The organism is Shewanella colwelliana ATCC 39565, assembly GCF_000518705.1.
Classification (GTDB): Bacteria; Pseudomonadota; Gammaproteobacteria; order Enterobacterales; family Shewanellaceae; genus Shewanella; species Shewanella colwelliana.
On record NZ_JAEC01000021.1, the window covers coordinates 1 to 23312 of the forward strand.

Annotated in this window: 16 protein-coding genes; 5 read left to right on the forward strand and 11 right to left on the reverse strand. The window is 46.9% G+C overall.

The window, feature by feature from the left end:
- Nucleotides 1-1104: 1104 nt before the first annotated feature.
- The 10 genes from L876_RS0110115 to ygfZ all read right to left on the reverse strand — a co-directional run bounded on the left by L876_RS0110115 (nucleotide 1105) and on the right by ygfZ (nucleotide 13642).
- On the reverse strand, nucleotides 1105-2082 hold the full coding sequence (locus L876_RS0110115; RefSeq protein ID WP_028763704.1) for a transposase: 978 nt from the start codon (nucleotides 2080-2082) through the stop codon (nucleotides 1105-1107).
- Nucleotides 2083-2995: 913 nt separating this feature from the next.
- The gene (locus L876_RS0110120; protein WP_028763705.1) at nucleotides 2996-3418 is read right to left on the reverse strand and encodes a nitrate reductase cytochrome c-type subunit; all 423 of its coding nucleotides are present in this window, start codon (nucleotides 3416-3418) and stop codon (nucleotides 2996-2998) included.
- The gene (napH, locus tag L876_RS0110125; RefSeq protein ID WP_156029406.1) at nucleotides 3415-4293 is read right to left on the reverse strand and encodes a quinol dehydrogenase ferredoxin subunit NapH; all 879 of its coding nucleotides are present in this window, start codon (nucleotides 4291-4293) and stop codon (nucleotides 3415-3417) included. Before napH ends, L876_RS0110120 begins: the two co-directional genes overlap by 4 nt.
- A complete protein-coding gene (gene napG, locus L876_RS0110130; RefSeq protein WP_028763707.1) occupies nucleotides 4290-5021 on the reverse strand; it encodes a ferredoxin-type protein NapG in 732 nt (243 codons plus the stop codon). Before napG ends, napH begins: the two co-directional genes overlap by 4 nt.
- A gap of 65 nt (nucleotides 5022-5086) precedes the next feature.
- Nucleotides 5087-7570, reverse strand: a complete 2484-nt coding sequence (gene napA / locus L876_RS0110135) for a nitrate reductase catalytic subunit NapA (RefSeq protein WP_028763708.1) — start codon at nucleotides 7568-7570, stop codon at nucleotides 5087-5089.
- Nucleotides 7567-7836, reverse strand: coding sequence for a chaperone NapD (locus L876_RS0110140; RefSeq protein ID WP_028763709.1), 270 nt, complete (start codon nucleotides 7834-7836; stop codon nucleotides 7567-7569). The genes napA and L876_RS0110140 overlap by 4 nt, the downstream gene beginning before the upstream one ends.
- Before the next feature lie 305 nt (nucleotides 7837-8141).
- Nucleotides 8142-9260 (reverse strand): lipocalin-like domain-containing protein, encoded by a 1119-nt coding sequence (locus tag L876_RS0110145; protein ID WP_028763710.1) that lies wholly within the window; start codon nucleotides 9258-9260, stop codon nucleotides 8142-8144.
- Between the two features lie 35 nt (nucleotides 9261-9295).
- Nucleotides 9296-11809, reverse strand: coding sequence for an ABC transporter permease (locus tag L876_RS0110150; RefSeq protein WP_028763711.1), 2514 nt, complete (start codon nucleotides 11807-11809; stop codon nucleotides 9296-9298).
- Nucleotides 11802-12470, reverse strand: coding sequence for an ABC transporter ATP-binding protein (locus L876_RS0110155; protein WP_028763712.1), 669 nt, complete (start codon nucleotides 12468-12470; stop codon nucleotides 11802-11804). Before L876_RS0110155 ends, L876_RS0110150 begins: the two co-directional genes overlap by 8 nt.
- 206 nt (nucleotides 12471-12676) lie before the next feature.
- Nucleotides 12677-13642: a tRNA-modifying protein YgfZ gene (gene ygfZ, locus L876_RS0110160; protein ID WP_028763713.1), complete on the reverse strand. Its 966-nt coding sequence runs from the start codon at nucleotides 13640-13642 to the stop codon at nucleotides 12677-12679.
- A gap of 615 nt (nucleotides 13643-14257) precedes the next feature.
- Here ygfZ and L876_RS21520 point away from each other — a divergent pair.
- Nucleotides 14258-15049, forward strand: coding sequence for a substrate-binding periplasmic protein (locus L876_RS21520; protein ID WP_051413070.1), 792 nt, complete (start codon nucleotides 14258-14260; stop codon nucleotides 15047-15049).
- Nucleotides 15050-15325: 276 nt separating this feature from the next.
- Here the strand turns inward: L876_RS21520 and serA are convergent, their stop codons facing one another.
- The gene (serA, locus tag L876_RS0110170; RefSeq protein ID WP_028763714.1) at nucleotides 15326-16555 is read right to left on the reverse strand and encodes a phosphoglycerate dehydrogenase; all 1230 of its coding nucleotides are present in this window, start codon (nucleotides 16553-16555) and stop codon (nucleotides 15326-15328) included.
- Between the two features lie 166 nt (nucleotides 16556-16721).
- Here serA and L876_RS0110175 point away from each other — a divergent pair, with 166 nt between their 5' ends.
- The 4 genes from L876_RS0110175 to L876_RS0110190 all read left to right on the forward strand — a co-directional run bounded on the left by L876_RS0110175 (nucleotide 16722) and on the right by L876_RS0110190 (nucleotide 23297).
- Entirely contained in the window at nucleotides 16722-17324 is a 603-nt protein-coding gene (locus L876_RS0110175) for a DUF2238 domain-containing protein (protein WP_028763715.1), read from the forward strand.
- A 248-nt stretch (nucleotides 17325-17572) separates the two neighbouring features.
- A complete protein-coding gene (locus tag L876_RS0110180) occupies nucleotides 17573-18238 on the forward strand; it encodes a response regulator transcription factor (RefSeq protein WP_028763716.1) in 666 nt (221 codons plus the stop codon).
- Between the two features lie 719 nt (nucleotides 18239-18957).
- Nucleotides 18958-20010, forward strand: a complete 1053-nt coding sequence (locus L876_RS0110185) for a hypothetical protein (protein ID WP_028763717.1) — start codon at nucleotides 18958-18960, stop codon at nucleotides 20008-20010.
- Between the two features lie 32 nt (nucleotides 20011-20042).
- The gene (locus L876_RS0110190) at nucleotides 20043-23297 is read left to right on the forward strand and encodes an ExeM/NucH family extracellular endonuclease (RefSeq protein ID WP_037428399.1); all 3255 of its coding nucleotides are present in this window, start codon (nucleotides 20043-20045) and stop codon (nucleotides 23295-23297) included.
- Nucleotides 23298-23312: the final 15 nt, after the last annotated feature.

Here is a 23312-nt window from a genome sequence, read left to right on the forward strand (position 1 = left end):
TACACGGAGAGCTTGGCAACAGCCATATGCTTGCGAACGAGAGACAGGGATTGTCGAACTGGCTTTTAGATAGGGATATCGTTGTGAATCCATCCGTGGAGGCTCGACGATGGCATCCCTGCCATCAACGTCCGCAGCCGCATCTACACCTAGTTTTCTACCTCTTCGATTTGACATTGTGAGAAGCTTTTGGACAAAAGTGTTGGCCTTGGAATGAAGGTGTTGGCATTTTTGGCTTATAACATTTGGCTGTATTGGTTTTTATTTCGCTGACGGTAGCGTTGACTTTCATTGTTTTGAATTGCTTGCCGCAGGTGAAGCGCATGGATGCGCAAATGTCGTGATCACAGGATGTGAAAGAGCGACCTATTCGTGCAGGTACTGCTGTGACACGGTGAGTGATACCAATTAGTATAAAGATGTGATCGCTCAGCGAGAATTTAGCGCTGATGAGGCAAGGCAACGAGTGAAGAGCATAGTTGTTCTACGCTCAAACTCGTTAACACAGCATCAAAAGCGCTAAAACTCGCCTGTTAGGCGTGTTTTTGGCTTCCTACTTCTACGTTGAATGGCCTCACAAGGGAACGACCATTCCATCATCCATTCGCCTTGAATTAGTTGTCAAAAAACACGCTGAGTAGATCACTTTCTTATACTGATTGGTATGAAGCATAGCTTCGTGCTTACGAACGAGAGGCATGGACGCCGAACTGGCTTTTAGACATGGAGGTTGTTCGAGCACTTCCCTGTAGGCTCTGCCGTGACATCTGACGTGAATGGATTCACTAATGCCGCGATGACATGGATGTCAGAGAGCGGCCATGTCACGGAAGGTCACAGCCGTACCTACACTGAGTTATCCATCTCTTCGATTTGACCTCAAAATCAAAGCCAGCCATTATTAATCAATAACATAACTAGGTTCCTCGCCAATATCAATACACATTGTCTTGCACTACAGCAGCAAAGGCACTTTCAACGGCTATTGCTATGTATGAATAAGGAAAGTGATTGATTTTAATCGAAGTAGTGAATTTTAAGACGTAGAGTGCTAACTCAATTGGCTAACAGAGTTGAAATGGTGGTGACATGACTATTTGAGTATTAGTTAACTTCCATGAACTGGCAGCTATTGGAAAAATGCCGTCGTCGCTTACTTAAGTTTTCGCAGTAGTCGGTTAGCTCTTGTAGCGTACCAACTGGGCCATGAAATAGTTGGCCAAATTCCGTGACGATTTTTATCCAATTTGCTGCCGAAATATTTAGTCGACTCAGAACTTGTTCTGCGTTCGAAGAAATCGCCCCACGTTTATCATCTCGGATAACTCTACCCGTCTCATCAACCAATTGCAGATAATCTTTTAGCGAGAAGGCAATGCCTTTAGGTTGGTGTGCACGCTCGTTACCAATAAAGGGCAAGAGCGACTTGGGTTGCTCCCCTTTTAGCGCAGCCTTGACTCTTAGCTTAATGCTCGTAAAGTCTGACTGCTCAGGTGTGGTAACCATCTTGGCTCGAATTGGGTTGAGCTCGACATAAGTCATACAAGCAATTACAGCGGCTTCATCCAGCAGTGCCTGAGACTTGAAACGCCCTTCCCAGAAATGCCCAGTACAGTTGTCTTCAAGATTGGCTTGTCTCGCGATAGGTTCGTTCAAGCATCTCATAAACCAGCTGATGTCGCTAAGGCGAGAACGGTAGATAGCAATCAGGTGTTTAAGTTGTGCAACCATGCACTCTTCAATGACTTCACCTTTGGTAAACTTTTGCGTCAGCGCCGTACCGTTAAATAACTTATGCCACTGCTCAACCACTTCTCTATCCGACCAGTGATTAACCGTTTCTAAGTCAATATAAAGCACGACATGCAAATGGTTACTCATCACCGCGTATGCTGCAACATCGATAGCAAACACCTCTGTTAACTTGAGTATTTGCTTCTCAACCCAACCACGGCGATGGTCATAGTTTTTACCTGTGTACTTATCATCACCACACAAAAAGGCGCGCCGAACCACTCTGCTACAACAGTGATAATAAGGCGTGTCTTCAATACTGATTAGGGTTCGTCTTGGTCTCGGCATACAACCTCCTTGTTAAATGCTCTTTCAAAGCATAGTTGGAGGTCGCGAGTGATGCCATTAACTATGGCTGTCTATATATTTCCGTTTTTGGTTGGGGAGTAGTGAATTACATCTCGCTGGTGTCGCGATGAAAATTGCCAAGCCAGAATGTCCGTTAGGTACTGATCCACCGACAACGTGTTAACTCATTTTGGGGCAAAACCTTCTTAGCTTTTAATTCTCAAGTCACACCAAACACGGTCAAATCGAAGAGATAAAATCACCTAGTGTAAGCGCGGTTTTGGCCCTTGGTGGCAGGGATGCCACCGCGGAGCGTATAGGGATATATTCACAGCGAGCCAAAAGAGTGCTTGCACATTCCTCGCCGGACAGGCGATTAATAACAGTGAAGGTTCGACCTTCAAACATTCTCAGTAAATGAAAATACAGCCAAACGCTACTAAGCCAAAAAATGTTCCCGACATTTTTCGGCATTCCCTACTTCCATGTAGGTCAGATGGCTCACAACGATATCCCTATCTAAAAGCCAGTTCGACAATCCCTGTCTCTTGTTCGCAAGCATATGGCTGTTGCCAAGCTCTCCGTGGAGCAGAAGTATCTGCACATCAGCGTGCCGCAGGCTATTGGTTACGTCGAGAGTTAACGTTAGATACCCCCTCACTGGAGGTGATATCTCACCATAAAGGTGAAATCGTCAAACACTTTGCCATTATTGCAAACGTAATAAAAAGACCACCTATTGATAGGTGGTCTTTGCATGTAACAATAGGCTAGTTTTCAAGCCTGCTCGAATCTCGAATCTCGAATCTCGAATCTCGAATCTCGAATCTCGAATCTCGAATCTCGAATCTCGAATCTCGAATCTCGAATCTCGAAGCTCGAAGCTCGAAGCTCGAATCTCGAATCTCGAATCTTATTGGTTCGAAAAGTTATTCTCGACTAACTTCTGCTTGTTCTCAGCTTGTGGTACGTGACACTGAGTACAGTTGAAGTATTCGTTGTTAAGCTTGTTGTCGGCAAGAATGTGCGATGAGTGGATCATCGTTGCCTTCATACGCTTGGCTTTTGCTGGGCTGTGACACGTCATGCAGCCGTTTTTCTTAATGGTGATGCTGTAGTCGGCTTTATGCGGGATCAGTGGTGGCTGGTGGACAAAGCCACGCTCGATAGACGCGCCTCGCTTTGGATAAGTGGGCATCGCGTCGGCCGCACGGACGTCGGTGATCTCAGATTTCCCGAGTGAGCTGACATTCACAGGCTCTGCTGTGTTGTTGGCTTGCTGACCAGAGCAGGCACCTAGCGCCATGAGCGCGACTAAAGTGAGTACTTTTTTCATTGGTTGTTCTCCGCCTTTAGGGCAATTCGATTTTGATACTGGAAAACGCGTTGAGCACAGACATCGATACAACGACCACATTGGGTGCAATCACTGTCAGTTATCATGGGGCTTGTGCCTTTAAGGGCGGGCTTTAACACCTGCCTTTCGGGGCATACCTCAAAACAATCCATACAGTTATCGCAATCTTTGGCATTCACAGCCGATACTTTTACTGGGCTAGCTTTACCGAGTAGCGCAAACATCGCACCGGTTGGGCAAAGGTGGCCACACCATGCTCGCTCGCTGATAAACAGGTCGAGCAGGAAGATCGCCGCTAAGATCCACAAACCGCTGCCTGCACCAAACAATATGGCGCGGTAGACGACAGGGACAGGGTTCACCCACTCCCAGGCGGCGATACCAGAAAACAGTGGTATAAGCAGCACCACTGCCAGTAGGTAGTAGCGTAAGTTCTTTGGCATCTCGCTGGTGCGAGGCAAATGAAACTTACGTCTAAGCCAGCTTGCGGCATCAGTCACTAAGTTAACTGGGCAGACCCAGCTGCAAAACACCCGTCCACCAGCCACTAGGTAAAATAGGGCGATGATGGCGGCGCCGAGCAGCAGGCTGAGTTCTGGCCAATGCCCTGTCATCAACACTTGCAAGGTCGCCAGTGGATCAGACAGTGGTATGGTCGCCAGTAACTCACTACTTGAGAGGTTGCCTTTAAGTAGCCACAAGCCAAACCACGGGCCAATAGCGAAGGCAAGTAGCACACACAGCTGGCAAATGCGACGTAAAAACAGAAACTTGTGGGCGCGCCACCAGCCTAGTTCATCTATCGCAGCCTGAGCGAAACGAGGTGTGGTCGTATTACTCATGTTGCTGTTCATAATGTGAGCCCCTTGTTTAACATCTCAAGTGTGGTCTCTTCAGTGTTGATGTAAGTATCGTGTGAAGCTGTTTTACCCAATGCAATGTGTGCAGGCAGCACGCGGATCGCTGACTCTTCCAACACGCAAACATGTTCGCACTTTCCGCATCCGGTACAGCTGTCGCTGTTAACGGTGGGGAGGAACATAGCATGGTGGTCGCTGCGTTGATTGTGCTGCCGCTCTAAGGTGATGGCCTCATCAATTAACGGGCAGACGCGGTAACAGACATCACAGCGTAGCCCTTTAAAATTGAGGCAATTCTTCTCATCAATTAATACGGCAATTCCCATCTTTGACTCATCTATCTCGGTCAAACTGTGGTCCAGCGAGCCCGATGGGCAGGCTTTAACACAGGGAATGTCGTCACACATTTCGCACGGTACTGTGCGCGCGGTAAAGTAGGGCGTTCCCGTTGGGGCTCCCTCAAACCAGCGTGCCAGTTTTAGCGTATCGTAGGGGCAAGCCTCGACACACAAGCCGCAGCGAACACATGCAGATAAGAAGTCATCTTCCGTTAATGCACCGGGTGGTCTAATCGCCAATGGGTCAAGGTGAGATGATTGTTTAGCAACCCCCGTCACACCCAATCCCAATAACCCCATCGCACAACCCGCCTTAGCCGATGCGGCTAAGAACTGGCGGCGATTGACGCCTTTGGCTTTGGTGTTGCGATTGACCTGGTTCATATTGTGCTCGTTAACTCTCTGTTTTAGTTCAAGCGTTTAAAGTTGTTTGGGTTGAATGAATCGCCTTAGGCTTTCATCACTTTTACTGGACACTTTTTAAAATCCGTCTCTTTAGAGAGTGGATCGGTCGCATCGAGTAACAACTTGTTGACCAGTTGGCGCGCATCGAAGAATGGCATAAATACCACGCCTCTAGGCGGTTTGTTCCGGCCTTTAGTTTCGACACGGGTTTTAACTTCACCACGGGGTGAGGCCACAACCACTTCGTCGCCACGCTGCAGTCCACGGGCTTTGGCGTCTTCTGGGTGCATAAAGATCTGTGCATCGGGATAGGCGCGATAAAGCTCAGGAACGCGGGCTGTCATAGAACCTGTGTGCCAATGCTCAAGCACGCGGCCCGTTGACATCCACAGATCGTATTCGGCATCAGGTTCTTCAGCGGCGGGCTCATAAGGTAGGGCGAAAATCACCGCTTTACCATCTGGCTTGCCATAGAAATTAAAGCCTTCACCCGCCTTCACATAAGGATCGCTGCCCTCTACAAAGCGGCGCAATGTCTCTTTACCTTCAATTACAGGCCAACGTAGACCACGAGTCTCGTGGTAAGTGTCAAAGTCGGCTAAGTCATGGGCATGACCGCGACCAAACTGGGCATACTCTTCGAATAAGCCTTTTTGCAGGTAGTAACCAAAGGCCTCTGACTCATCGTTTAGGTCGGCTTTGCAATCTGATGTTGGGAACTTGTTCACCACACCGTTAGCAAACAACACGTCGTAAAGTGTCTTATCGGCGTACTCAGGTTTTTTCGCGACTAGCTCGGCTGGCCAAACTTCAGCAACTTTGAAACGTTTAGAGAACTCAACTAATTGCCACAAGTCAGATTTTGCCCCTTCTGGCGGCTTAACCTGTTGATGCCACATATGGGTGCGGCGCTCAGCGTTACCATAGGCGCCCTCTTTCTCAACCCACATAGCGGTTGGCAGAATCAAATCTGCTGCCATGGCTGTGACGGTTGGGTAAGGGTCAGACACCACGATGAAGTTTTCTGGGTTACGGAAACCTGGGTAAATTTCATCGTTAATATTGGGGCCTGCCTGCATGTTGTTGGTACACATGGTCCAGTAACAGTTGAGCTTGCCATCTTTGAGCATACGGCTTTGCAATACGGCATGGTAACCCGGTTTTGGCGGGATAGTGCCTTCAGGCAGTTGCCATAGTTTTTCTGTGGCGGCGCGATGCTTAGGATTTTTCACCACCATGTCGGCAGGTAGACGGTGAGCAAAGGTTCCCACTTCGCGAGCGGTACCACAGGCTGATGGTTGACCCGTTAGCGAGAACGGACTGTTGCCCGGTGTGGCAATTTTACCTGTAAGTAAGTGGATGTTGTAGAGCATGTTATTGGCCCATACACCCCGGACGTGCTGGTTGATCCCCATAGTCCATAGGCTCATTACCTTCACTTTGGGGTCGGCATAAGCTTTGGCCATAATTTCGAGCTTTTCTGGCTCTACACCACTCATCTTAGCGGCGTATTCTAAGGTATAGGTGCTGACAAACTTGGCGTATTCATCGAAGCTGATTGGCGTCGATTTACCGTTACCTGGGTTCTTAGCTTTTTGCTCTAGCGGGTGATCGGGGCGCAGTCCGTAACCAATGTCAGTTGTCCCGAGCACAAACTTAGTATGCTTAGTGACAAAGTCTTTGTTTACCGCATCGTTTTGGATGATGTAATTGGCGATATAGTTCAGGATCACCAAGTCTGATTGCGGACGGAACACCATAGGGTTATCCGCTAAGTCGAAGCTGCGGTTCTCAAAGGTCGATAATACGTGCACGCGACTATCAGGGCTACTTAGGCGACGGTCCGATAAGCGCGCCCATAGAATGGGGTGCATTTCGGCCATGTTTGCGCCCCAAAGCACAAAGTGATCGGCGGCTTCTAAGTCATCATAACAACCCATTGGCTCATCAATACCAAAGGTACGCATAAAGCCACCGACGGCAGAGGCCATACAGTGACGGGCATTAGGATCTATGTTATTGGTGAGGAAACCCGCTTTATGCAGTTTTGAGGCGGCATAGCCTTCCCATACGGTCCATTGACCAGACCCAAACATCCCGACGGCAGTCGGTCCTTTGGTCTTGAGGGTGTTTTTCCATTTGTCAGCCATGGTGTCGAGGGCGACATCCCAGCTTACTGGGGTAAATTCACCCTCTTTATCATATTGGCCATCTTTCATGCGCAGCAGCGGCGTGGTTAGCCTGTCTTTACCGTACATGATTTTTGATAAGAAATAGCCCTTAATACAGTTAAGGCCTTTGTTCACTGGGCTTTCTGGATCGCCCTTAGTAGCAACGACTTTACCCTTATCTGTGCCTACTAAGACGCTACAGCCCACGCCACAAAAACGGCAGGGGGCTTTGTCCCACTTGATGTTGTCTTTCTGCTCAGCGGCTTCAACGATCTTCACTGGCAGAGTGACTCCAACAGCGGTCGCAGCGGCAACTGCGGCGTTGGCTTTTAGAAACTCGCGGCGGCTTATGCTCATGGTGTTTCCTCACTCTTTTCTTCTATTGGTTCAACTTGGTGATAGACAAGACTGCTTGATAACACCCCGTTAAGGGCGTTGATGGCTTCGACGTTATTGAGTATAGATGCTTGAGTTTCACCTTCTAGGGTGACCACAAATTTACCTTCGTCGGTGACAGCATGAATATCGGTGCCGGCGAGGGCCTCGATATCTTTTTGTACTTGTGTCACAGCGGTAGGCGCGGCGTGCACGACTAAACTTGTGACGTGATATTCCTGACTCATTGGGGTTTACCTTTTTACTGCAAAGTAGCGGCTAAAAATATGGCGATGATTAGTGGTGCTATTTCGCTATAGGATAAAATTCAGTCTAAACCTTGCGATTAATAGGGGTATACCTCTTGAGAGGTAACTGAAGCGTTTGTCGATCCAGATCAAACTTTTTGGCGTGATACTGTTCACACTTTGTTGTTAAACAGTTTTTAACAATATGTTGCTTAATTAGTATGCAATTAACAAGGCGGGGTGTTTGCTAAGTATTTGAATAGCAACACCTGTTATGAAAATAAGAACTATTACCATTTTGGTGGTTAATATCCGGTGAGCTCCATATAACCAGCGCCAGTGTGGCTGCCCGTTATCGAAATAGGACCCTCCCAATAAGTGATAGAAAGCGGCATTTTAGCATTGGGGTTGAGTGGTGAAATATGCAAGTCGATGGCCTGATTGTCGATACGAACCTGCCACTCAACCGGGTGTGGCTTACCATCTATATCGTGCCAAGTGGTTGGCGACATCTGTATTTCATCGGAGGTAATGGTCTCACCGCTGCCGTCGGCATACATGCGCCTGCCGCTGTAGAAGTGGTTACTGGATGCCTCTTTATCATCCCCCCTGAGCTGAAACAGCATTAAGGTTGAGCCGTCATCGAGGCGCAGGGCAAACCAGTCCCAACCCTGTTGTTGCTTAGTCAGAAACTGTGAACTCCACTCTCTGTCGAGCCAAGCCTGACCTGCGACATTAACCAACTCGCCGTCCAGCATCACTTGGCCTGTGACATCGATAAAGGGTTGGCTGTAGTAGTACGAAGCAACCTCTGCATTGGCACTTTTCACACTGTAGCCGCCATCGCCTTGCAACTGATAAGGCGCTTGTGTTGACAGCTGCAGTCTGTAATTAACCTTGTCGCTAGCTATATTCAAGGAGGCGGGAAACAGATCTTCGCCTTGGCTCAGCCATTGCCAATTGTCTAGCTGAATTTTCAATGGGCTGGGGGTGACGGCTGCAAGTTGTGTATGGCCACGAGACCAGCGTTCTTCGGCGAAATGCTGCGTTTGGGTTGTGATGGCGCTATGAGCCATATAGAGCTGGTTACTCGCCCAGTTTGACGTTGAGCTTGGGGGTTGTGCAGATAATGCCACTCTAAACTGGGTCCATTGCAGTCCAACCTCTATACCGGTTTCAGTGGTGAGGTTTGCCGTTAAGTACCACCACTCTTGACGATAATCATTGTGGGCTAAATGATCGTTTGGAAAGCGAAATACGCGCTTAGGTACCACCTCGGTAAAGCCCGTTTGAGTTTCTCCCATTAAGCCACCCATACCACTCGATGTACTGTGTTGTGGTTCGCTGCAGCCCAGAAGTAAGACTGAGGTGAGGCCGGTGAGACTCGTCGCGGTTAATACTGAGCACGCCAGTGTCCTTGCCATGGCGCAGTGCTTGATTGTCCATCGTCTTAATCTGTTCATAACACATCACTCTGGAGACTACTTATTAGTGGACGACGGGTTTGTCGGTACAAAGGCAGTGCTACGGCCAATGCGCTGGCGACAAGTGCCAATACCACAACATCAAAATAGGCTTGCCAATCCCAGACCATGGCGATACTCCACCCAAAGGCTTGTAAGGTTACTTTATGGATCAGTAAATAACCCAAAATTGCCCCCGTTGGCAGGGCAACTAGGCAGGTGAGTAAAACCATGAGTAGCATTTGCGTCGTTACCATGACTGTTAACTGCTGCCGATTAACGCCTAAAGTGTATAAACGCGCAATGGGAGCCATACGTGCTTGGGTCAGCATATAGCAAGCACTGAATAAGCCGATAGCGGCGACCAAGAGGGTTAAGGTGTTAAGTACCTGCGTAATCGAAAAGGTACGCTTAAACATCTCTATCGCTTGGGCTTTTATCCGCGCCTGACTATAGATGAGCGATTCAGGCAGGGCGAACTTTTGTTGCAGAACCAAGCCATAGGCATCGAAATCGCCACTATAAGTAATAGCGATACTTAAGGGCTCTGTATTGAGTTTGGCCTGGTGCCATAAGGCGGGTGGAATGATCACCTCACCATAAGGGTTACCATAATCATAATAGATGGCCGCAATGATGAGCTGGATATTGCCTAATGCGTCGACCGTAATGCTATCTCCTACGTTGAGCTTTTGTTTTATGGCGAAGGGCTCACTCACTATCACTTGTGGGGTTGAGGTGTTTGCCGCATCAAAATAGCGTTGCCATAGCTGGTCGTTAGATGCTCCATTCGCAGCTTTTATCACTGTGGTGTTTTCAATAGAGTAGCGGTCGCGAGTCAGTAAAAATATCGGCGAGTGCTGGGAGGTTGTTTTGGTCAGCCATTGTTTGTAGATGCCGGTGACCTGCTTGTCTTGGCTTAATAGGTGCTGAAGTTCTGCCATCTGATTTTTGGGTGGCCGAAGGTAAAGATCCGCATGTAGGCGTGCATTAAGCCACTGCTTTAAGGTGACTTCGAAGCTGCCGACTAGGCTATTCATGGAGATATTGGCCGTTAGCGCCAGCAGCATCGCCATCATGGCCAATGAGAGCGGTGGTATAAGCTCTTTGGTTTCGGCAATTTGGTAACCCATCAGCCCTTTGGGGCTGATGGCGGCGATGGCATTGATCAGCCGTACCAGCAGCCAAGGTAGCGACAGTGGAATGGCTAACACCACCAAGCCGAGCAGTCCCATGGTAATGCGGTAGTCTTGGCTAATTGGCATAAAAATTAATGCTATCAGGGCTAATGTCAGTGCCGATATCATTTGCCATTTTTGCGCGCGATGGGCATTTTTCTGTTGACTAAATTGCCCCGAACTCTGGGCTAAAGGTTGGCGTAATAACTCTACAAATAATGAACTGCACGCCAATAATGCGGCGGCTAAGGTCAATAGTGTTGCTTGAGCTAGCCATTGCCAGCGCCAGATCCCGGGTAAAATGTTGGCGCCATACAGCTGCTCTAAGGTGACTGAAACCATAGGCTGCAACCAGTAGCTGAGTTGTAAGCCTAAAATAAATCCCACCAGTGAGCCCACAAGCACGAGCAACAATAGCTCACTGCCCAAGGCCGTCATAATCGCCAGCTTCATAATGCCTTGCTGCTGCAATTGAATAATGAGGCGTTTACGTTTGAGCAGGCTATAACGCACACCGTTGTAAGCAATAAAAAGACCGACAATAAATGCCAATAAGCTCATGGCGGTGAGGTTGAGATGAAAGCTGTTGGTCAGGGCTTTCATGCTGTCCCCATTATCGCTTTCACTGAGGTTTCCCTCGGTGGTTAACCATTGCTCTATAGCTGATTGTTGGTGGCTAATATCGCTGAAGATGGCGATGTAGCTCAACTGGCCAGGCTTATCTAGTAACTGCTGCGCCAGTGAGATATCGACCAATAGCCGGTTCCCAAGATTAAAACTATCGTCAACGGGCACAACCTCAAGTGTTGAGCCGCTCAATACTAAGTGTTTTTTCGCTAGGCTTTGCGCGGCGCTTTGGCTCATTAATACCAATGGCTCGCCCGCTATGATACGCGCCAGGGGGAGTGAAAATGCTGCAAAAGGGGAGCCTTGGGAGGCGGCATCGTCTGCGGTGCGCAGTGCGCTAATGGCAGCGATGATATCGCTACCTTGCAATTGCCAGCGTTGTTGGTTGTCATCGGTTACCCAGCCTTGCACGACTGCAAGGCTCTGATTAATCCCCAGCCCTCTTAACTCAATATAGCGCTGCTCATCGAGACTCTTTTGCTGCGCCGCTGGCGTGATTAACCACTTGGCTTGCTGACTGAGGAGTTCGGTGGCACTGCTGTAACTATTGATGGCATTTTCATTGGTGGCTCGCACACCTGTGAGCAGCGTAACGGCTAAAATGATGCCGACAATGATGGCGCCAGCTTGCAGCGGCGATTGGCGATAATGGGCCAAAAACACCTGCAGGCAGATGTTGCTTCCTCTAAAGAGTGGATTACTCATGTACAGTGCCTAAGTCTAAATGCCATCGGCGCTGCATAAAGTCGGCGCACTCCAAACTGTGGGTCACCATGAGTATGCTGGTTTGATGCTCTGCGGCGAGCTGACACAATAAGGCCATCACTTCTAAGGTGGCCGATTGATCTAAATTTCCTGTCGGTTCATCGGCTAATAATAGTGATGGTTGATGGGCCAAGGCTCTGGCAATAGCGACCCGTTGTTGTTGACCCCCTGACAGGGTTTCTACGTGCCGCTTACGCAGAGAAAGCAGGCCTAAGGTCTCAACGAGATGATCGCACCAGCTATTCCAGCGTTTGCCATTTAGGTGCAGCGGGAAAGCGATATTGTCTTCAACGCTAAGGGGGGTGAGTAAGTTGAATTGCTGAAACACCACGCCCAATTGCTGGTGGCGAAATTGACTCCAGCGTTTGTCGTCCCAATGGGAGGTGGGTTCGCCGAGCAATGAAAGTGTGCCTGAAGTGGGCAGTTCAAAACCCGCGATAATGTTGAGTAGGGTACTTTTACCACTGCCGCTGGCACCGGTGAGGGCGACGGATTCACCTTGATGCAGGCTAAGTGCGACATCGTTAAGAACACAATGGTGTTGTTCACCATCGATAAACGTTTTATTGATGCTATTGAGCTCAACAATCAGCTTGGTCATCGTGACTCCATCGGCATTGTATCTGAATGAATGCCATACCGTTTCCATGCGTTATAGCTTATACCTTAACCCATAAGCGGGGTAACGTGATACGTATTTTGAGGATAAAACGATCAGATTTTTTATCCAGACTGAGTGTAGTATCTCTTTAAAATGGCGCAATAAAAAAGGCGCTAGAAGCGCCTTTAAGATATTGTTGTGTCGTGTTATTCCACTTCATCTAATGAATAGGGCAGCGGCCGAATGGTTAAGCTCGATGCCTCGTCGCCTTCAACGCGCAGCGCTGCATCATTTTGGGTATCATTAGGCAGTACTGCGGTTAGCACCACATGCTCACCAGTCTGAGCTACTTCGATAATGGTACCAGTTTTCTTGTAGCCATCTTCAAGGGCGAGTTCTAACTTAGTCTCAAGGGTGATAGGGTCACTCGCGGTGCCTGTTAAGATATATAGCGCGCGTTTGTTGCCGCCGCGATACTTCATTCTGGCGACCGTTTCCTGGCCCATGTAACAACCCTTGTTAAAACTAATACCATTCACGGCTTGCAGGTTACACATTTGCGGTACAAATTGACCTTGATGACTCGCGGCGATATTTGGATAGCCAGCTTTAATCTCTAGACTCTGCCATAAAGTGTGGCTGTAGATAGGTTGGGTTATCTCGCTCAGCAAGGTTTCACTGGCTTGTGTAGCCACGATGATAATGTAGCGTTCACCATCTTTAAGTACGACACCATTAGGGATCTCGGTCAATTGAGCTGAGATCTCGCCAAACTGGGTTTCAACCCAAGTTTTTGCTTCTGCTCCGGCTACGCCTAGCATGGTCCACTCATCGCTCGCATCAGTTAGATCTGCTTTGCTAAATACGGCATATTTGGCTAACTGTGGCAGATCGACGGCCAAGGTATCTTTAGGTTGCATCAGCATTAAGGCATCGCCCATGCTAAAGGCTTTAAAACTGGCCAGCATTTTCCCTTTAGGATCGCAGTGAGCGCCCCACATCCATTGCTCAGCGCTAAGTGAAGTGATATCTGTGGTCACTTGGCCGTGGATAAAGCTACGCCCCTGTTCGCCGGTGACACTTAGCAGGCCTAAGTGGGATAGATGGCTGAAAACGAGTGCGGGCATCTCCTCAGTAACACTCCACTGAGGTTGAGAAACGGTAAGTGTCATATCTTGTTCCTAGGCATTGGCTAATCGATTGAGGCAATTGTAACGCTATTACCTTATTACGCATAAATATATGGGCGATATGCTGAAATTAAAGGGGGCGCATACCAATTAGTATAAATATGTGAGTGCTAAGTAAGTATTTAACGCTTCTGAAGTAAGGCTCTGGGCACTCGCATACTCGGTAACTGCTCCATGCGTTGCCCTATCTCCTAAATCCCTTTAGTCGTGCTTCGTCCTAGCGCCTCAATCCCCATAGTTATTCTAGGGTTATGCACGTTAATACTGGATAAGGTGTGCTAAAATTTGCTTTGCCGGCGTATTGTTGGCCGCCTACTTATGCCCTGAATACCCCTTCTATAAAACAAGCGTTACCCAATACATTCGCCTTAAATGAGTTGCCAAAAAGAGACGTTAAATCGAACATTTTTTGATACTGATTGGTATGCCTGTCATTTGATAATGATCAGTTTGAACTGCTGGGCTGAATATGGGGGGGACAAAGATGTCGATGGCAAGGCTATGTGGTGAAAATTATGATGGTGAACATTAGCGGTTGTTGAGATACATTGAGCGCCTATACTATTTATTAATCATTAAAGTTTGGGCTCCCCTGCGATGGTCTTGAAGCAAGTGCCGCTATTGAAATTTTTATTGCCTCTATTGTGGTTGATTCCAGTATCGCTCCATTCTGCACCACTGGTTATCGCCTCCAGCGAAGGCCCACCGCATACCATTAACGATATTCATCATGGTATTGATCTCGATATTGTTGAGGCTGTACTGAACCGCCTTGGTTATGAGGTGGAGTATCAATTTATGGGGTTAAAGAGAGCGGAGCGTGAAGTCGTCACTGGACGAGTGGATGTCATGGCGCCCATTTTTATGAAATCGGATATGCCTGGTAGTTACATCTCACTGCCCATTGTTCAATATCAGCCCATGGTATTTTCGCTTAAGAGCTCAAATGTTATGCCTAAGACGATTTTGGATATGCAAGGGCATAGCGTGGTAACTTTTCAAGGCGCGCCAGGATATTTTGGTGCAGATTTTGTCAAGCTTTCTAAGGAGAGCCGCTATATGGAGCTTACCGATATGGCGACGATACCAGAGCTGTTAGTTAAGGGGCGGTATGATTATGCCGTGCTGGATAAATATATCTTTTATTATTTTTATCGTTTGAATGACAAAACAAGAGACGTCTCTCTTTTTACTGAGCATCCGTTAATCAATTCGGTTCCTGCCAGCGCAGCGTTTCATGATGTCGAGTTGAGGAATCAATTTAATCGTGAATTACCCCGCTTTATGGAAGGTGAGCAGTATAAGCAGATTTTTGAACGCTATTTAGGTGCTTCACTTTTGTCATCAGAGCCAGTCAATCACTTTAAAGTTGAAGAGTTACCCTTGTAAGCTTTTTTGTTATAAGTTAATGGTCCACAGTGTGCCCGCTCGGTAATACCAATCAGTATAAAGATGTGATCGCTCAGCGCTAATTTAGCGCTTATGAGGCAAGACCCTTAATTGCTCCTGCTTCAAGGGCATTCACAACATCCTTGTTGATTGCAACGAGTGAAGAGCATAGTTGAACTAGGGTCAAACTCGTTAACTATGGTGAGGCAGCCAAAATAAGGTATACATAAAAAACGCATCATAATGATGCGTTTTTTGTTAGCGGTCAGCGGCGGTTTAGTGCAGCAGACGCGCTCTAATTGTACCTTCGATGGCTTTCATCTCTTCGAGCGCTTCATCGGCTTTGTCTGAATCGACTTCCATTACAACGTAACCAATCTCTGCTGTGGTTTGCAGATACTGAGCTGCAATGTTGATCCCTTTTTCTGCAAACGCTTGGTTAATCTTAATTAAGATACCTGGGCGGTTGTGGTGGATATGCAGTAAGCGTGACGCATCTTTATGTTGTGCCAGTGAAACTTCAGGGAAATTAACCGCAGTCATGGTTGAGCCATTATCCGAGTACTTAGCTAGTTTTCCAGCGACTTCAATGCCGATGTTCTCTTGGGCTTCTTGGGTGCTGCCACCCACATGAGGCGTTAAGATCACATTGTCTAAACCACGCAGTGGCGTGACAAATTCGTCATCATTCGATTTAGGTTCAACAGGGAAAACATCGATAGCGGCGCCTACAATGCGGCCACTACGAATTGCCTGTGCTAAGGCGTCAATGTCGACCACTGTGCCACGGGATGCATTAATCAGTACGCTACCTTCACGCATACTGGCTAGCTCCGCTTCAGCGATCATATCTTTGGTTTGCGGTGTTTCTGGTACATGCAAGCTCACGACATCGGCGAGAGACAGTAGTTGCTCAAGCGAGTGGATCTGCTGTGCGTTACCTAAGGGTAGCTTATCTTCAATATCAAAAAATATGACGCGCATTCCTAAGGTTTCAGCCAAAATACCAAGCTGAGTACCGATATGACCATAACCGATCACCCCTAAAGTTTTACCTCGGGCTTCATAGCTACCAGCGGCGCTTTTTAACCAACCACCACGGTGAGCTAAGGCGTTACGCTGCGGAATACCACGTAACAACATGATTATTTCGCCTAATACGAGTTCTGCTACACTGCGAGTGTTTGAGAACGGCGCGTTAAAGACGGGAATCCCCAATTTCTCAGCGGCGCTGAGATCGACCTGATTAGTACCAATACAGAAGCAACCTATGCTAACCAGTTTTTCAGCATGATTAAGCACGGCTTCCGTGAGTTGCGTACGCGATCGAATGCCCACGAAATGTGCATCTTTAATCGAAGCCATCAATTGCTCTTCGCCTAGGGACGCTTTGTGGTACTCAATATTGCTGTAACCTGCTCGTTTGAATACATCTACCGCAGATTGGTGGACGCCCTCCAACAGCAGGATCTTGATCTTATCCTTGTCCAGCGAGTGTTTCGCCATGATTTGGGTACCCTCTTCGTCGGTTGTTGCTATTATGTGGTTGTTATTTTGTTTGTTGACTGCCATCGCCTCCACAAAATAGCACCTTTTTTAGCCAGTGTGGAGGGCTAGATGGCTAAAGTTATTATTCTGATATTAAAACAATATCGTCTAAGGAGTTCCTATTTTGAATAAAAGCACTATTTGGCTCACAATTTTTTTTGCCGTGCTTATTTGGTCAGGCATAGAACCTAAGGATTCCTTTACTTGGTTTCTTGAAGTCGTTCCTGCTTTGATTGCGCTGCCGATATTATTTTTTACGCGAGAGCGCTTTCCGTTAACATCGTTGGCTTACACGCTTATTTTGATCCATGCCGTGATATTAATGGTCGGGGGGCACTATACGTATGCAGAGGTGCCGCTGTTCGATTGGATTGCTGACTGGATGGGCAGCGAGCGTAATAATTACGACAAGGTGGGGCATTTTGCACAAGGGTTTATTCCTGCGCTGTTAGCTCGTGAGGTGTTTCTACGCTTAGCAGTGGTAAAGCCTGGCGCATGGTGCCACTTCTTGGTGTGTTGTTTCGCTTTAGCACTGTCCGCATTTTATGAATTGATCGAGTGGTGGGTTGCATTGATGACAGGTGAAGATGCCGAAGCATTTTTAGGGACACAAGGTTACGTATGGGATACCCAATCGGATATGGGAATGGCTTTAGTTGGCGCAATAGCAAGTATATTGTTGCTCAGTCGCTGGCATAATCGTTTACTGGTGAATTTAAAACGCTAATCGACATGATATTTACAAACCTAATTGGCGTTGTGCATAGCTGAATTATGTTCCAAACGCTATACTCCTTATAACTATTAGTGATAACAGATATGGAGTGGCTTCGCTAATATAGGGTAGGATTTTTTGCCAGTTTTGTCGTCTTTTTGACTGAGTGACTGTCAAAAGGAGCGTAGGTTCAAATTGATAGGGATAGATATTCAATTATGTTGTTTATTAGATTCGATACTTTTCAGGGAGAGAAGTAAATGAGCAGAATCGATGAGTTAGTTTTTTTACATCAAGATAGTACCTCTTGTCACCTAGCAGTACTTGCAGAATCAATTGGGCTCAAGACGCGTGTAGTAAAACAAGTGGCAGATTTGGAGCCTGAACGGGATCATAATTGCTTCTATTTAATTGCTCAGAAAGGTGCGGCGCTCGATAGTAAAGGCGTCCCCCTCATCGTCGCGAGGTTACTGCCACATGTACCAATCGCGTTATACCAAATAGAGCGTGGTAGCTTAGATCCTGAGTCGGCGCTATTGCTTGGCGTTCGTGGGTTACTGTTTGCCGATCAGCGTATGGATCTGTTGCTGACCGGTCTGCGTAAAATGGTCAATGACGAGCTATGGTTTGATAGACCGCTAATTTCTAAAGTATTTAGGCGTTTGGTTAATCGCCAAGATAGTGGTGTCGAATTGACTCAAGATACGGTGACTATGCTACAGATGCTGACAGGGCGTGAGCGCACTGTCATCCAACTGGTGTCCAGCGGTGCAAGAAATAAAGAGATTGCCGATAAACTATGCATTAGTGAGCATACTGTTAAAGCGCATATTTCCTCTATTTTTAGAAAGACTCAATCTCGAAATCGTGTTGAATTATTACGCTGGTCTCAAGCCAATGCGTGTCATTTTGAGCTTTGCTCATAGAAATGAAGTGTTGAAAAGGTACTCACAATACAGCCCAGTTGGATAGACTCAATCATCAAGGTACGTGTCGAGGAGATTGAGAAAAGCGCTGGGCACATCCTATCAGAATGACTTCTCAGTTTGTTGTTTTTAGCATGGTGCGCTTAGAAAGGGGCACCATCAAGACTTGCATCGCCTCTTTGGCATTCTAGGCCGTTTATTATCTTTAAAAAAGCAGTTGTAAAGCTTTAAAATTGGTTTTGCTGACTCCTGTTAGTTTGTCGTAGCAGGTTAGTGATCAAAATTTAGTTTTTCATAAAAAAAAACCTCCAAATTCCCACACCACTGTATGCAAAAAATGCCACACCTTGTTCTTGCTTAAGTGTCTGATTTTTTGGCCCCTAAAACCCCCTTCTTTTTACCCTGTTCTCTAGAGTGATTAATCTAGCTCTAATTTTCTATGTTTAACAAATGCTTATACACTCCAAATGTGATTAACCCTTCTTTTTTTTGTTATGAAACTCTGCAACAATCGCAGCGCACGTTAATAGAAATTAGCGACATTATTATAAAAATGGGGTTGATATATGAAATATGTAATAAAGGTATCGGCGATTTCCTCATCGAACTCACCGCCAATCTGACTAGCCAGCAATTTTAGATATTACGAATAAACATTTTTAATTTTGAGTTTGGCCTTCAAATATAGGCTGACAAATTACTAATCGGAAGTAACAGCAATGTTAAACAAATCAACAATTGCGATCGCTATCGTCACTATGCTTAGTGCGGGTTCAGTGAACGCTGTAATACTAGATGGTGACAGTCAAGGCGACCACGTTCGCTTATATGGCGAAGTGGGCGTAGGTGGGCATTTTGATACTCATCCAGATTACAACCACGATGAGTTCTATGATACCAAAGGCTATGTCGATGATAGCTTCGCCACCATGGGCGTAACGGGTCAACGTCAACAGTTTACCTATCGTCTTGAATTAGATTACCAGCGCCGTAACTGGCTGGGTGGTGATGGTGAGTTCGAATTGGCCATCGACAAATTATACGTAGGCTATGTCTTAACTGATCAGCAGTGGGTTGAGCTCGGCTTGACTGACACTGCATTCGATGATTACGACCACTTCGGTGATTTCACCTTCAACAAATCTGTTGAGACTGGTGAAGCGGGTGACCAAGAGAATACGGTTAAATACCAAGCTGAGTTTGAAAACCTAATTTTTGGTGCTTCTTACTCATACGACGGTGAACACAAGAGTGGTGCGCTACAAGGTGACATCATTAACGGATACATGGGGTGGATGTCTGATCTGCTGTCTGTAGTCGTAGGACTAGAAACTCGTGGCGGCTCTAACGGCATCAGTAAATATGGTGAGCAGAAGCAGATAGGTTTTGGCGCACGTCTGAAACTGATGCCTGAATTATCTATCGGTGTGAATGGCTTTGTAGAAGATGAAGACTTGTCTACACGTAAGAGCGGTGATGTACACCTAGATTACCAGACTTTCCGTAACCAAGGGCTAACAGTCAGTGCCAAGTACGACCTAAATGAACACTGGGAAATCATCAGCTCTGTAAACCATGAAGAGTACGAAGGTTGGGATTTGATCGGTCCGAACTATGACTACTCTAAGCTACCTGCTGAGTATGGAAAAGAGCGTCAGTGGGCCAGTTTAGGTTTCAACTACCGTCCTGCTCGCGACATCGTGCTGTCTGTAGAAGGCCGAGTTGGCGAAGCTCCTGAAGCTGGCTATGCATACGCGCGTATCTACTTCTAGTCCGAATTGAATTCAATTTTATAGAGTTTACTATGAAAAAAAGTTTCCTATCGCTGGCTATTGCCAGCACCATCAGCATGGGCGCCTTCGCTGGCGTTGAAGACCTGCTGATCACCGAAATGACCCAGAGTACCGATGCCAATGTTGGCGCGGTTGAGATCACAAACACAGGCTCTGATGCCTTCACCTTCACCGATGAAATTACTGCTTTCCAACGGTCTAGCGGCAAGTATGATAATGAGTTGCTAAACGCTGATGCTAAGCCGTTATTGACTGGCCATACGCTTGCTCCTGGTGCAACGATGGTGGTTGTTAATAGTCGATCTAGCGAAGAGTTTCGTAACGCTATTGTGACTCAAGGTGGCACAGTTGTTGTCTCTACCTATGACAGCAGTAATAAATACAACAACCTATTTATGACCAGTGATGACGGTTTCTTCCTGAAAAATGGTGATACTGTTATCGATCGTGTTGGCGCCGTGAATGAGACTAGCAAGTGGGCACCAAATACCACTTTACGTCGTAAAAAAGCGGCAGATGGCAACAATCCTGCTCAATCTGGTACGTTCGATGCGACTAAGTGGCAGAACATCTTACCAATGAGATTTGATGATTTAGGTAAATCAGAGCTACCTGCTGCTGATGCTGAAGACATCATGGACATCTTCACCTGCCCAACAGATAAGAGTGAGATCTTGTCTCCTAGCGAAGTGCAGGGTACAGGCTTTACTTCGCCTTTGATTGCCGCTGGTGAAAGCGAATCAGCTGAAAAAGTGGCCGTAGAAGGGGTTATCTCTGTTAAGGTCTCTATCCCTAACGAAGGCTTCTATCTTCGCAATCTTGTTTCTGATAACAACCCAGAAACTTCCGATGGTATCTTTGTTAGCTCTAGCGCCGCGGGCGATCTAAAAGTGGGCCAAACAGTTTGTATCGGTAGTAAAGTTGCTGAGTTTGAAGGTCAGACTCAACTGTCTGCCGATACGGCATTTAGCTGGAACGTTACTGATACTGATATCCTAACCCAGCCTACAGATATTGAAGTGATTAGCGCTGATAACGGCTCGTTCGATAAGACCCTTGAGCGTTATGAGGGTATGTTGGTTAATCTGCCTACCGATCTGGATCCTCAGACTGATGGCGACCAAGATATGCGTATTACTCGCAGCTTTAGCTATAACTACCTTTTAAGTAGCAAAGGCCATAACCGTAACAACATGGTAGCGGCTTATAAGCGTCCTAACTTACAGCCTAACCATTTGCATGTTGCAGGAAGCCCAGAAGCTAAAGCAGCTTATGAGCAAAACAATGACTATCGTTTAGTCATTGAAAGCTCGCCTAAATCAAACGGTACAGAGTTACCTTACTACGCTGGCTTTAACAGTGACCCACACACTAACTATATCCGTATCGACGATAGTCTCGTTAATGCGCAAGGTGTGATCAGTCAATACGAAACTGAGTTGATCCCAGGGACTGATAAGTTTGATCAAGACTACAGCCTGACGATAACCAACCAGTTGACGAGTGATAACTTCATTCACAACTTACCGCGTACTGATGAACCTGATCTGAAGGACACTGTGGCCGAAGATGATTTTGCCATCCGTGTTGCCAGTCAGAACTTGTTTAACTTCTTTAACTCTCCTTTCGGTGGCGACAATAATAACTATGGTCAGAGCCGAGGTGCAGATACTTACGATGAATACATCAACCAGAGAACTAAGCTGGTAGAAATTATTCGTGCTCAGGATGCCGATGTGATGGCCCTGATGGAGATTGAAAACAACGGTTTTGGTGATGACAGTGCTATTGCTGAGATTGTTAACCAGGTCAATATTCAATATGTAGATGAGCGTGCCCAAGATTACAATGGCCCTAACTCTACAGAAAACCGTTATGTGTTTGTTGGTTTCGACAACAACGGCAACCAAATGCTGGATAACCTAGACGCTATTGGTTCTGATGCTATTGCTACTGGTATTATCTATCGCCCAAGTAAGATGAGCATTGAGCGAACTCGCGTTATCCCAATGCCTCAACAGAAAGCACCTACTATCGTCAACGACTTAGGTGAGGTGATCAAAGATCAAAACCAAGAGATCTTAGAGAACGGTCAGAACTACCATCGTGATGCCTTGGTGGTTACCTTTATCGTGAACCAAACAGGTAAGCGTTTGACGCTATCTGTTAACCACCTTAAGTCAAAAGGCTCTACTTGTTGGGAAGAATGGCAAGGTGTTGAGTTTGGTAATACCACGACTTGGAACAACCGTACCGCTCCCGATCTAGACTACCAAGGTTCTTGTGCCGAGTTCCGCGTAGCGGGTGCCGTGCACTTAGGCGAAGAGATGGAAGACATTCCTGGGGATAAGATCATCCTCGGTGATTTGAACGCCTATGGTAAAGAAGATCCTGTACTGGTTCTTACTGAGAACCCACGTAACAAGACGATCGTTACCGCTAGCCACACTTTCCTTGGACCTAAGCCTCAGTTTAATGAAGATGGCTCTGCAGCCACCATCACCAAGACTTATGGCTACATCGACATCGTTGGTGAAAAGTTCAAAGAGAAAGGTAAGACGCCTTGGAGTTACTCTTTCAGTGACGAAATCGGTTCACTCGATCACATTTTGATCTCACCTTCTCTAAAAGATCGCGTGATTGATGCCACTGACTGGCATGTTAATGCAGCCGAGACTGGCCTGTATGACTACCAAAACCGCTTTAAAGGGTCAATCGACGGTACTGGCACACATAAGTTCTACAAGCCAGACATCTATCGCGCGTCGGACCACGATCCAGCACTGATTACCCTTAGCTATAAGCCAGGTGATGCGGATGCTAACGTGCCTCTAAATCTGCCAAAACTGAGAAAGCTGATCAAGGTTCCTTACCAGATCCCTGCTGATATTTCACCTCAAGTTGGCGATGTTGCGACTGTTAGTATGAGCCCAGAGGATGATGAACTGCGCTTAGATCTGACCCAAATGGTACTGCCTAATGTGGTTATTTCTAATGACGAGACAGCTTTGGTGAATTTCGAGGTATTCGGTGCGCCATCAGCTATCTACAACGTTAGCGTAAGCCTAATGCGTGATGGAAAACTTGTGGAAGGGTCTAAGCAAACTTTCCGTGCCAAGGTATCTAATCGCGACACCTTGATTGCTGACATTGTAGAAGAAGAAATCGATCACACTGGCGGTGATGGTGGTGCGGGTAGCACTGGCTTCATCAGCTTGCTATCCCTGTTCGGATTGGCAGCTATGCGCCGTCGCCTTCGCAAATAAGGCTGATCTCGATAA

Bases quoted from the DNA above. Each gene is read 5' to 3' on its own strand.
- L876_RS0110115 (WP_028763704.1), bottom strand. From the start codon at position 2,082: ATGCCGAGACCAAGACGAACCCTAATCAGTATTGAAGACACGCCTTAT.
- L876_RS0110120 (WP_028763705.1), bottom strand. From the start codon at position 3,418: ATGAAAAAAGTACTCACTTTAGTCGCGCTCATGGCGCTAGGTGCCTGC.
- napH (WP_156029406.1), bottom strand. From the start codon at position 4,293: ATGAACAGCAACATGAGTAATACGACCACACCTCGTTTCGCTCAGGCT.
- napG (WP_028763707.1), bottom strand. From the start codon at position 5,021: ATGAACCAGGTCAATCGCAACACCAAAGCCAAAGGCGTCAATCGCCGC.
- napA (WP_028763708.1), bottom strand. From the start codon at position 7,570: ATGAGCATAAGCCGCCGCGAGTTTCTAAAAGCCAACGCCGCAGTTGCC.
- L876_RS0110140 (WP_028763709.1), bottom strand. From the start codon at position 7,836: ATGAGTCAGGAATATCACGTCACAAGTTTAGTCGTGCACGCCGCGCCT.
- L876_RS0110145 (WP_028763710.1), bottom strand. From the start codon at position 9,260: ATGGCAAGGACACTGGCGTGCTCAGTATTAACCGCGACGAGTCTCACC.
- L876_RS0110150 (WP_028763711.1), bottom strand. From the start codon at position 11,809: ATGAGTAATCCACTCTTTAGAGGAAGCAACATCTGCCTGCAGGTGTTT.
- L876_RS0110155 (WP_028763712.1), bottom strand. From the start codon at position 12,470: ATGACCAAGCTGATTGTTGAGCTCAATAGCATCAATAAAACGTTTATC.
- ygfZ (WP_028763713.1), bottom strand. From the start codon at position 13,642: ATGACACTTACCGTTTCTCAACCTCAGTGGAGTGTTACTGAGGAGATG.
- L876_RS21520 (WP_051413070.1), top strand. From the start codon at position 14,258: ATGGTCTTGAAGCAAGTGCCGCTATTGAAATTTTTATTGCCTCTATTG.
- serA (WP_028763714.1), bottom strand. From the start codon at position 16,555: ATGGCGAAACACTCGCTGGACAAGGATAAGATCAAGATCCTGCTGTTG.
- L876_RS0110180 (WP_028763716.1), top strand. From the start codon at position 17,573: ATGAGCAGAATCGATGAGTTAGTTTTTTTACATCAAGATAGTACCTCT.
- L876_RS0110185 (WP_028763717.1), top strand. From the start codon at position 18,958: ATGTTAAACAAATCAACAATTGCGATCGCTATCGTCACTATGCTTAGT.
- L876_RS0110190 (WP_037428399.1), top strand. From the start codon at position 20,043: ATGAAAAAAAGTTTCCTATCGCTGGCTATTGCCAGCACCATCAGCATG.